This is a genomic window from Achromobacter sp. (assembly GCF_036567245.1).
Classification (GTDB): Bacteria; Pseudomonadota; Gammaproteobacteria; order Burkholderiales; family Burkholderiaceae_B; genus Achromobacter.
In genome coordinates, this window is record NZ_DATCUY010000327.1 from 1 (window position 1) to 10813 (window position 10813).

Genomic DNA, 10813 nt, shown 5'->3' on the forward strand with positions numbered 1-10813 from the left:
GCCGCGGCCTGCAAGGCAGCGGCGCGGTCGCGCAGCCCCGGCGTGGCTTGTCCCGCCAAGGCCTGCTGGAACGGCAGGCGGAAATCCTCGTAGCTGGAAAATCCGACCGCCCGCGCCAGCCGCAGCATCGTCGCCGGGGCCACGCCCAGGGTCTGCGCCTGGCGCCGCATGGACCACAAGCCGACCTCGGCCGGATGCGCCACGACCCAGTGCGCCGCCCGCTGTAGTTCCGGGGGCAACTGTTCCAGTTTTTCCTGGAGGGTCAGGAGGAGGTCGGACGGCAGGGACATGTACGGCGGCAGGCAGCAATAAAAAACATATGATAAATCCGTAGAAAATTTAAAAACATATGTTTTTCTAAGGATTTCCACCTAGAACGCAGGCTTGGGCAGAAGAGGCGCCGCGCAGGTAAGTCCATGAAATCCGCTGTTATTTTCCGCAAATCAGCGCTTATTTACTTACATCATGCAACGGGATTTTTGTTTGACGGGAATGAATCGTGCGCATATCATTTGTGTAGAAATGAATTTGACCGAACCTTCTTTTTCCCATGACTGACGCCGCGAAATCCGATCCCTCACAGCAATATGATTTGCGCATCTTGCGGGCCTTGCGCCGCATCACGCGTTCCATTGCATTGCATTCGCGCCAGCTGTCCGCCGTCAGCCACATTACGGCGCCGCAGCTGATGTGCCTGCGCACCGTGATCGCCAACGGGCCGATGACGGCCACCGCCATCAGCCGCGAAATGCACGTCAGTCCCAGCACCGTGGTCGGAATCCTGGATCGCCTGGAAGACAAGGGCTTGATCCGCCGCGAACGCGGCCGGGAAGACCGCCGCATCGTATTCGTCACGGCTACCGACGCGGGCCGTGACCTGGCGCAAGCCGCGCCGTCGCCGTTGCAAAAGCACCTGGCCGACGCGCTCAATGCCTTGCCCGAACTGGAACAGGCCACCATCACGCTGTCCCTGGAGCGCATCGTGGCGCTCATGGAACAGGACGGCCAGGCCGCCGTCGAGACGCATGCCGATGTGTCGTCGCCCATCCTTGAAGTGCCCACGGGCGGGGCACCCCCTGAATCGGGAATCGTTGCATGAAGAAAAACGAACTGGATACCCCAACCCTCTCAAGTGCCGTGGCGCCGGCGGTCAGCGCGCAGACCCATACCATGCGTCTGCCCGACCGCAAAGACGGCGCCGCCATCCACCGCCTCATTTCCGAGTGCCCGCCGCTCGACCTGAATTCCCTCTACGCGTACCTGCTCCTCGCTGAGCACTTTCGCGACACCTGCGTCCTGGCCGAAAGCGCCGGCGGACGCATCGACGGTTTTATCTCCGCATACGTGATCCCTGACCGGCCCGACACCTTGTTTGTCTGGCAGGTCGCGGTGCACACCCGCGCACGCGGCCATCGACTGGGCCGCGCCATGCTACGCGAGCTCTTGCGCCGCAAGGGTCTCGAGCATGTCCGCTATCTCGAAACCACGGTGGGGCCTGACAACCAGGCATCGCGCCGCAGCTTTGCCGGCCTGGCCGGCGAACACGGCGCCCACGTCTCCGAACAGCCGTTCTTCGACCGGCAACTGTTCGGCGGCGCGGACCATGACGACGAGATGTTGTTGAGGATAGGTCCGTTCGCCTTGCCGGCCCCCTAGGGGCGGCGCAAGCCCAGCGGTCTTATCGAATACCGGGATGGTTGGCCGATCCGGATGCGCTTGCGCTCCCGGAAGGGTTCTGGCCGTCCGTCCACTTATGAGATGAAAGGGAGGATTAATCATGGACTTGAAGATCTTTGACCGGATGGAGTCGGAGGTACGGGGCTACATCCGGTCGTTCCCCGTGATATTCAGCCAGGCCCGGGGCTCGACCCTGATCGATGAGGACGGCACCGAATACATCGATTTCTTCAGCGGCGCCGGCACGCTGAACTATGGCCACAACAATCCTGTTCTCAAGGAAAAGCTGCTGGAGTACGTCCAGTCGGACGGCGTGGTGCATGGCCTGGACATGGCCACCAGCGCGAAGAAGCGTTTCCTGGAGACGGTGGACCGCGTGCTGCTCAAGCCGCGCAACTGGCAATACACCTTGCAGTTCACCGGCCCCACCGGCACCAACGCGGTCGAAGCGGCGCTGAAGATCGCGCGCCAGGTGAAGGGGCGTCCCAACGTCATCTCGTTCACCCACGGCTTTCACGGCGTGAGCGGCGGTTCGCTGGCGGTGACCGCCAACATGAAGTTCCGCGAGGCGTCCGGCTATGCCCTGGGGAACACCACCTTCATGCCCTACGACGGCTACTTCGGTCCGGACGTGGACACCATGGCCTACCTGGAGCGCATGCTGGAAGATCCCAGCAGCGGCATGGACAAGCCCGCCGCCGTCATCGTGGAAACGGTGCAGGGCGAAGGCGGCGTCAACGTGGCGACGCTGCGCTGGCTGAAGGAATTGGAAAAGCTGTGCAAGCGCCACGACATGCTGCTGATCGTGGACGACATCCAGGTCGGCTGCGGCCGCACCGGCACCTTCTTCAGCTTCGAGGCTGCCGGTATCCGTCCCGACATCATCACCCTGTCGAAATCGTTGTCCGGCTTTGGCCTGCCGATGTCGCTGGTGCTGATGAAGCCCGAACTGGACATCTGGAAGCCGGGTGCCCACAGCGGCACCTTCCGCGGCAACAACCTGGCTTTCGTCACCGCGACCCAGGCGTTGGAAACCTATTGGGCCAACACCGCCTTCACCGCCGAGATCCAGCGCAAGGAGCGCCAGGTGCGCGACTGGCTGGAGAACCTGGTGCACAGCTATCCCAACGCCGGCCTGTCGGTGCGCGGCCGCGGCCTGATCCAGGGGCTGGTGTGCAATGCCACGCCCGCCCTGGCCAACCGCATCGCGCAGAACGCCTTCAAGAAGGGCGTGGTGATCGAGACCTCGGGCGCGCACGACGAAGTGCTGAAGCTGCTGCCCGCGCTGACCATCGAGGAAGAACTGCTGAGCAAGGGCCTGGACGTGATCGAAGCCAGCGTCGCGGAAGCGCTCGCCGAGGAAGGGCAGTCCGCCCGCATCCTGAAATTTGGAGGAAAACGTCAATGATCGTACGCAATGTCAAAGATGTGATCGGCACCGCCGACGAAGTCCGCACCGATACCTGGGTCAGCCGCCGCGTGCTGCTGAAGAAGGACGGCATGGGCTTCTCCTTTCACGAGACCACCATCTTCCCGGGCGGCCGCACCCACATCCACTACAAGAACCATCTTGAAGCGGTGTGGTGCATCGAAGGCGACGGCTCCATCGAGACCATCGCCGACGGCAAGAAGTACGACCTGGGACCCGGCGTGGTCTACGCCCTGAACGATAACGACGAACACTGGCTGTGCGGCGGCAAGGAGCCGCTGCGCGTCATTTGCGTCTTCAACCCGCCGCTGACCGGCCAGGAAGTGCACGACAAGGAAGGCGTCTACGCCTTGCCCCAGGCCGAGGCCCAAGCGGCCTGACACACATACAAGGAGGTTCGCATGATCTCACCTGCACAGGATCCGTACGCCTCCCGTACGGATCGAAGTTCCGCCATCATTGCCCGCCAGGATCCGGTGGTCTATGAAAATGGCCAGTACGCCGGCGCATTGAATGCCGGCCAGGTCGAGCAATACGAGCGCGACGGTTTCATCCTGCTGGAGAACCTGTTCTCCGACGATGAAATCCGCGCCTTGTCCACCGAGGTCGAACGCATGACGCGCGACCCCTCGATCATCCGCCGCGAAGAGTCCATCACCGAGCCGGGCAGCAATGCGGTGCGCTCCATCTTCATGGTGCACGTACTCAATCCCATCCTGTCGCGCCTGGTGCGCGATCCCCGGCTGGTCAACGTGGCGCGGCAGATCCTGGGTTCGGAGGTGTACATCCACCAGTCGCGTGCCAACATGAAGCCGGGCTTCAAGGGCAAGGAGTTCTACTGGCACTCCGACTTCGAAACCTGGCATGTCGAAGACGGCATGCCGGCGATGCGCGCCCTCAGCTGCTCGGTGCTGCTGACCGACAACAACGAGTGCAACGGCCCCTTGATGCTGGTGCCCGGATCGCATCGGCAATTCATCTCGTGCGTGGGCGAAACGCCGAACGACCACTACAAGCAGTCGCTGAAGAAACAGGAATACGGCGTGCCGGATCCTGTCAGTCTGCAGCTGCTGGTGGAGCAGGGCGGCATCCGCTCCATGACGGCCAAGGCCGGCTCGGTGGTGTTCTTCGACTGCAACACGATGCACGGCTCCAACAGCAACATCTCGCCTTGGCCGCGGGCCAACGTGTTCATGGTCTACAACAGCATGGACAACACCTTGAACCCGCCCAAGTACGGGCTGACGCCGCGTCCCGAGCACATCGCGACGCGCAAGGGATTCAAGGCGGTCACGCCGCTGGATGCCCTGAAGCTGGTCGGGGGCTGAACCCCCTGTGTAAATGCCCAGGCGCTGCCTGGGCATTTTCTTGTGGGCCTCTGCTATTCTCTGCGCACTCCGCTACATTGAGATCTCGCAAGCCATGTCCGCCCGCATCCTCAGCCTGCACATCTACCCGGTCAAATCCTGCGCGGGCATCGCGCTGAACGAATCGCCCATCGACCGCGCGGGGCTCGCCTACGATCGCCGCTGGATGCTGATCGGCGCCGACGGCCAATTCATGACGCAGCGGCAATGGCCGGCGATGGCGTTGATCCGCACGGCGCTTACGGCCGATACGCTGCGCCTGTCCGCGCCGGGCATGCCCGATCTGGACGTGGCCCTGGACGGCTCGGGGCTGGAACCAGAGGCGCAGTCCGTGGCCGTCTGGAGCGATACCACTTCCGGCCGGCGCGAAAGCGCGGCGGCCGGGCAGTGGCTTTCCGATTTCCTCAAGACGCCGTGCCGCCTGTACAAGGTGGATGCGGCCGCGCAACGCAACGCCAAGCCCGATTGGGTGTCGCGCTGGCTGGACGCGCATCCCGACCTGGCGGAGCCGTTCGCGGGCCAGCACTGTTTCGGCTTTGCCGATGGCTTCCCGCTGCTGGTGGCCAACCAGGCTTCGCTGGATGATCTGAATGTTCGCCTGCAGGCCAAGGGCGTGGCGCCGGTGCCCATGGACCGGTTCCGCCCCAATATCGTCGTGCAGGGCGAATGGGAAGCCTTCGAGGAAGACCACACCGCCATGATCGAGGCCGCGGGGGTGAAGATGGCTTTCGTCAAGCCTTGCACCCGTTGCTCGATTCCCGATATCGACCAGATTACCGCCCAGCAATACGAAGAACCCGGCCGTACGCTGGCGGGCTACCGCAATCTGGAGATCGGTGTGGTGTTCGGCCAGAACGCCATCCTCGACGCGCCCGAAGGCGCGCGCCTGAAGGTGGGCGACGAGGTCGGGATCGAATTGGATTTCTGATCCCGCGGGCCCCGCCGCCGGGGTCTTATGCCGAGGACAGCTTCAGGCCCACCAGGCCGAGCACGATGAGGGCCACGCTGGCGATGCGCATCCAGCTGGTGGACTCGCCGAACAGCACGATGCCGGCCACGAAGGCGCCGATCGTGCCTATGCCCACCCACACCGCATAGGCAGTGCCCAGAGGCAGGGATTTCATCGCCACCGCCAGCAGCCAGACGCTGATGGCCATGCCTGTGGCGGTGATGGCCGAGGGCCAGAAACGGGTGAATCCGTGGGTGTATTTCAGGCCTACGGCCCAGACGATTTCAAACAGGCCTGCGAGTACCAGGATGATCCAGGTCATTACGACTCCTACGCTTGTGTCGCCGGCTTGCCGCCGGCGCGAGGGGCCGTCCCCAGTATCAAACGCACCGGCCGTCCGGCCGCGCGCGGCAACGGGCCGTCCCGCTGCGGCAAAAATTATAGAATAGCGGGTTCATACGGCAAAACCGGGTGCCGGGGATCACTCTTGCAACACTTCGCGTTCCGGGGCGCGAAACCAGGATACCAATAATGCAACGCATCATGCTGCGGGCAAAACTGCACCGCGTCACGGTCACCGAGGCCGACCTGCACTACGAAGGGTCTTGTGGCATCGACGAAGACTTGCTGGACGCTGCCGGCATGCGCGAGTTCGAACGCATCGAGCTCTACAACATCACCAATGGTGAGCGTTTCGACACCTACATCATCAAGGCGGCCCGCGGCAGCGGCGCCATTTCCTTGAACGGCGCCGCCGCGCGCCGCGCCCAGGTCGGCGACCTGATGATCATCTGCACCTACGGCCCGATGTCCGAGGCCGATTCGGCCACGCACAAGCCGCAGGTCGTCCTGGTGGATGACGCCAACCGCGTCAAGGAAATCCGCAAGTTCCCGGCCTGAGGCCGGGCCGGGCGGAGCGCTTCGCCGGCGAAGCGCTCCGCCAACACCCTGAATCGTTTCATCATGAGCTTCCAGGTCATCATCCAACCCAGCCAGCACCAATTTCCCGTCGAATCCGGCCAGACCGTGCTCGATGCCGCGCTGGCCGCCGGCATCGTCCTGCCGTACAGCTGCCGCAACGGCGCCTGCTCCACCTGCAAGGGCCGGGTGGTGTCCGGGGAGTTCGACGCGGGCCAATATCCCGCGCAGATTCTTTCGCCCGAGGAACTGGCCGATGGCTACACGCTGTTCTGCCAGGCCCGGCCTGAATCCGACATGGTGGTCGAATCCACCGAAGTGCGCCTGGCCAGCGATATCCAGATCCGCAAGCTGCCCTCGCGGGTGCAGACGCTGGAACGGGTGGCCCCGGACGTCACGGTGATCAAGCTGCAGCTGCCCGCTTCCGAGCAGTTCCGCTACTACGCCGGCCAGTACATCGAAGTCATCCTGAAGGATGGCCGCCGGCGCAGCTATTCGATGGCCGGCGCGCCCCATACTGGCAGCCCGCTGGAGCTGCACATCCGGCACATGCCCGGCGGCGTGTTCACCGACCACGTGTTCGGCGCGGGCGACACGCAGATGAAAGAGCGCGAAATCCTGCGCCTGGAAGGGCCGTTCGGCTCCTTTTTCCTGCGCGAAGACAGCGACAAGCCCGTCGTGCTCCTGGCCAGCGGCACGGGCTTCGCCCCAGTCAAGGCCATCGTCGAGCACATGATCCACAGCAACATCAAGCGCCCCGTGGCGCTGTATTGGGGCGGACGCCGTCCGCGCGACCTCTACATGGATGCGCTGGCGCAGTCGTGGGCCGGCATGCTGCCTGATTTCCGCTATGTGCCCGTGGTGTCGAATGCCTTGCAGGAAGACGGCTGGACCGGTCGCACCGGCTTCGTCCACGAAGCCGTCATGCAGGACATCGCCGACCTGTCGGGCCATCAGGTCTACGCCTGCGGCACGCCGTTGATGGTGGACGCCGCCAGGCGCGAATTCAGCGCCCAGAACGAGCTGCCGGCGGAAGAGTTCTACGCGGACGCCTTCACGTCCGAAGCCGATCTGGCTCGGGCCGCGCCTTAGTCTTGAGTAACAGGGCATGAGCGAACGGGGTGGAACGAGCGGGCCTGGAAAGGTTTGTGACTTCCGCCCCTTTTTATTCCGTAGGCGCGGGCAAAGCGCCAGGGTAAACTGCCGTGGCAGCAGCTTGCCATGGATCGTGGACATAGGGTCGGCGATCCGAGCTGGCACGCAAGGAGCAATGCGGGCATGAAAGTAGCGGTATTGGGTGGCGGCATCATCGGAATCTCCAGCGCCTGGTGGCTGAACCAGGCCGGCCATGACGTCGTGGTCATAGATCGCTGCACCGGTCCCGCGCAGGAAACCAGCCTGGCCAATGGCGCCCAGATCTCGGTTTCCTATGCCGAACCCTGGGCCAACCCGCAAGCTCCGTTCAAGTTGCTCAAATGGATGTTCCAGGATGACGCCCCGCTGCTGTTCCGTCCGCAGCTGGATTGGCGGCAATGGATGTGGGGGCTGTCGTTCCTGCGCGAGTGCCTCCCCAGCCGCCTGGCTCCCAATATCCGCGCCATGGTCCGCATGGCGGAATACAGCCGCGCGACCCTGCGCGGCATGCGCGCGGAACTCGGCATCCAGTACGACCACCTGGAACGCGGCATCCTGAATTTTTACCGTGATCCGCACGAATTCGAAAATTCGCAGCGCGCCGCTGGCCTCATGCGCGATTTCGGCGTGGAACGCCGCGTGGTCTCGACCGACGAGGTCGTCGCCATCGAGCCCGCGCTGGCGCCGCACCGCCAGACCATCGTCGGCGGCGATTACACGCCCGAGGACGAAAGCGGTGACGTGCACCTGTTCACCGTGGCCCTGGCCGAGCATTGCGCCCGGGCCGGCGTCGAATTCCGCTACAGCACGCGCGCCACGCGCCTGTTGACCTCGGGCGGCACGGTGCAAAGCATTGAAATCATCGAACCCGACGGCCGTTACGGCGTCTTGTCGGCCGATGCCTACGTCGTGGCGATGGGCAGTTTCAGCCCGTACCTGCTGCGGCCGCTGGGTGTGCCTTGCAATGTCTATCCCGCCAAGGGCTATTCCGCGACGTTCCCGGTGATCAAGCCGGAAGCCACCCCCACGGTCAGCCTCACGGACAGCAGCCACAAAGTCGTTTTCTCGCGCCTGGGCGACCGGCTGCGCATGGCCGGAACCGCGGAGCTGTCGGGCTATTCCCGCAGCCTGAACACCGGCCGCTGCGAAGCCATGACCCGCCTGGCGCGCGAACTTTTTCCCGACGCGCTCGATTTCGAACGCGTCAGTTACTGGTCGGGCTTGCGCCCGTCCACCCCCTCGAACGTGCCTATCATCGGCCGCAGCCGTATCCCCAACCTGTACGTCAATACAGGACACGGTACGCTCGGTTGGACGATGGGCGTTGGCTCGGGCCGGGCATTGGCCGATCTGCTCAGCGGAAGGCGGCCGGAACCGGAGTTTCCTTTTCTTGGTCTGTGAACCTATGAAGAATCTGCAATTGGCGGGCGTTGCCCGCGCGATGTTCGCCAGCCGGCGCGCATGGTTGTTCGGCGCCGCCATGGCGATGGCCGGCGCGGCGAATGCCGCCGCGGTCGACATCCAGGTCTGGCACACGCTGACCGACGCAAACAAGGCCGAGTTCGAAAAGCTCGCCAAGCAATACAACAAGGAGCAGGACCAGGTCCGCGTGACACTGCGCGGCTTCGCCTCGCCCAACGCGCTGGAACAGGAAGCCGTCTCGGCGGTCAAGGCCAAGAAGGGCCCGAACCTGCTGCAGTTGACCGACAACCATTCGCCTGAAGTCGTCGCGCAACACAAGGCCGTGCTGCCGCTGTACGAGTTGCTGGCCAAGTACCCGATCAAGGACCTGAACTGGTTCGTGCCGGCCACCAGCAGCTTCACGCGCGACAGCAAGGGCCGCCTGCTGGCCTTCCCCTGGATGGCCGAAGTGCCGGTGATGTTCTACAACACCGCCGCCTACAAGAAGGCCGGCCTGGATCCCAACAAGCCCGCGCGCACCTGGACCGCCCTGCAAGGCGAGCTGCTGAAGCTGCGCGACGTGGCCGACATCGACTGCCCCTACGCCTCCAGCGACCAGGTCACGGTCCACCTGGAGAACCTGGCGCCGATCAACAACCAGCAGTTCACCAGCAACAACAACGGGCTGGACGCGGTCACCAAGAAGTCCGCCGCGCCTGCCATGCAGTTTGACACGCTGTACATGCGCCACATTTCGCTGATGGTGAGTTGGAAGCGTTCGCTGCTGTTCATGGCGCATTCGGGCGACAACGCCAGCGACAAGCTGTTCGCCAAGGGCGAATGCGCCGTGCTGACCGCCAACACGGGCGCATTCGGCCAGTTCCTCAACACCAAGTCGCTGTCCTTCGGCGTGGCGCCGCTGCCTTACTACGACCAGGTGACCAAGGACGGCGGCAAGCCGTTCGTGAGCGGTTCGGCGCTGTGGGCGCTGGAGGGCCATCCCCAGGCCGAAGAGAAGGCCACGGCGCAGTTCCTGGCCTGGCTGTCCAAGCCCGTCATCGCGGCGGAATGGCATCAGCGCACCGGCTACCTGCCGCTGACCGAAGCTGCTTTCCGCGCATCGGACGTGTCGTTCTATGAGCGGATTCCGGGCGTCCAGGCGCTGATTGCTTCAATGCGCGCCAACCCCACGGCGAATAGCCGCGGTTTCCGCATGGCCAACTACGAGCGCATCGAGCCTGTGCTGAACCAGCAGCTCAATGAAGCCTTCGAAGGCAAGGTGCCGCCGGTCGCGGCGCTGAACAACGCCGCCACGCAAGCGCGCAGCATCGCGGCGCAACGCTGATCCAGGCGGGCGGCGCATACGTCGCCGTGCCCTGATGCAAGCCCGGTCTCAGGACCGGGCTTTTTTTTGTCTCGCCGCCGCGCGACCAAACCATCCATGCGTACATGCCAGTCTGGCGACGAGCCGGCCGCTCGTCCACCATGCCTCTCATGCGTATCGATTCCGGTGCGCCTTTCGCTCGCGGTGAGGCATGGTTCGTTTCTTCTTCGTGGCGGCAGGGCTGTCCTGCCTGGGGGCCTGCACAGGGGCCGGCAAGAGTCCGGCCGCATCCCCATGGGAAGCCTCGCGGCAGGCTGCCCAAGGCTTCCGCTTTGACTGGCAGTTGTCCGGCGATCCTGCTGTTGCGCCCATGCAGGTGTTCGACGACGGCAAGGAAACTTGGTTGCAGTTCGCGCCGGGCCAGGCGCTGCCGGCGATTTTCGGCATAGGCAGTGACGGCGAACGCGCCTTGCCGTACTCGAGGCGCGACCCCTATGTCGTGCTGGCAGGAGGGTGGAACGGCCTGCTGTTTCGCGGCGGACGCCTGACGGCCCGTGCGCAACGCCTGCCAGCGGTCGCCGACGCCAGGGCGGCCGCCGGGACGGGGGCCAGAG

13 protein-coding genes are annotated in these 10813 nt (G+C 64.2%); 11 read left to right on the forward strand and 2 right to left on the reverse strand.

Translation table 11 applies throughout. The features are described 5' to 3' along the window. The coding region (locus VIR09_RS14265; protein ID WP_414639424.1) for a MurR/RpiR family transcriptional regulator at positions 1-290 on the reverse strand (290 nt) is incomplete at its 3' end. Positions 291-550: 260 nt separating this feature from the next. On the opposite strand from VIR09_RS14265, the gene VIR09_RS14270 reads away from it, so the two are divergent. From VIR09_RS14270 to VIR09_RS14295, 6 genes are all read left to right on the forward strand, one after another. After that, the gene (locus VIR09_RS14270) at positions 551-1099 is read left to right on the forward strand and encodes a MarR family winged helix-turn-helix transcriptional regulator (RefSeq protein ID WP_332013457.1); all 549 of its coding nucleotides are present in this window, start codon (positions 551-553) and stop codon (positions 1097-1099) included. Then, positions 1096-1656: a diaminobutyrate acetyltransferase gene (gene ectA, locus VIR09_RS14275; protein ID WP_332013458.1), complete on the forward strand. Its 561-nt coding sequence runs from the start codon at positions 1096-1098 to the stop codon at positions 1654-1656. The genes VIR09_RS14270 and ectA overlap by 4 nt, the downstream gene beginning before the upstream one ends. Positions 1657-1777: 121 nt before the next feature. Further along, a complete protein-coding gene (ectB, locus tag VIR09_RS14280; protein WP_332013459.1) occupies positions 1778-3085 on the forward strand; it encodes a diaminobutyrate--2-oxoglutarate transaminase in 1308 nt (435 codons plus the stop codon). Then, complete coding sequence (locus tag VIR09_RS14285) at positions 3082-3486, forward strand: ectoine synthase (RefSeq protein WP_332013460.1); 405 nt, start codon at positions 3082-3084, stop codon at positions 3484-3486. Before ectB ends, VIR09_RS14285 begins: the two co-directional genes overlap by 4 nt. Positions 3487-3507: 21 nt before the next feature. After that, a complete protein-coding gene (gene thpD, locus VIR09_RS14290) occupies positions 3508-4434 on the forward strand; it encodes an ectoine hydroxylase (RefSeq protein WP_332013461.1) in 927 nt (308 codons plus the stop codon). A 94-nt stretch (positions 4435-4528) separates the two neighbouring features. Then, positions 4529-5401, forward strand: coding sequence for an MOSC domain-containing protein (locus tag VIR09_RS14295; protein WP_332013462.1), 873 nt, complete (start codon positions 4529-4531; stop codon positions 5399-5401). A 25-nt stretch (positions 5402-5426) separates the two neighbouring features. Here VIR09_RS14295 and sugE read toward each other — a convergent pair whose 3' ends face one another. Beyond that, complete coding sequence (gene sugE / locus VIR09_RS14300) at positions 5427-5744, reverse strand: quaternary ammonium compound efflux SMR transporter SugE (protein WP_332013463.1); 318 nt, start codon at positions 5742-5744, stop codon at positions 5427-5429. Positions 5745-5953: 209 nt separating this feature from the next. On the opposite strand from sugE, the gene panD reads away from it, so the two are divergent. From panD to VIR09_RS14325, 5 genes are all read left to right on the forward strand, one after another. Then, positions 5954-6322 carry an aspartate 1-decarboxylase gene (gene panD, locus VIR09_RS14305; protein WP_332013464.1) on the forward strand — a complete coding sequence of 123 codons (369 nt, stop codon included), beginning with the start codon at positions 5954-5956 and terminating at the stop codon, positions 6320-6322. 63 nt (positions 6323-6385) lie between these two features. Further along, the gene (locus VIR09_RS14310; protein WP_332013465.1) at positions 6386-7432 is read left to right on the forward strand and encodes a CDP-6-deoxy-delta-3,4-glucoseen reductase; all 1047 of its coding nucleotides are present in this window, start codon (positions 6386-6388) and stop codon (positions 7430-7432) included. 186 nt (positions 7433-7618) lie between these two features. Further along, positions 7619-8875 carry a D-amino acid dehydrogenase gene (locus VIR09_RS14315; protein WP_332013466.1) on the forward strand — a complete coding sequence of 419 codons (1257 nt, stop codon included), beginning with the start codon at positions 7619-7621 and terminating at the stop codon, positions 8873-8875. A 4-nt stretch (positions 8876-8879) separates the two neighbouring features. Then, a complete protein-coding gene (locus VIR09_RS14320) occupies positions 8880-10220 on the forward strand; it encodes an extracellular solute-binding protein (RefSeq protein ID WP_332013467.1) in 1341 nt (446 codons plus the stop codon). Positions 10221-10410: 190 nt separating this feature from the next. Continuing rightward, positions 10411-10813 (forward strand): TrbG/VirB9 family P-type conjugative transfer protein (locus tag VIR09_RS14325; RefSeq protein ID WP_332013468.1); only part of this gene is annotated, 403 nt, incomplete at its 3' end.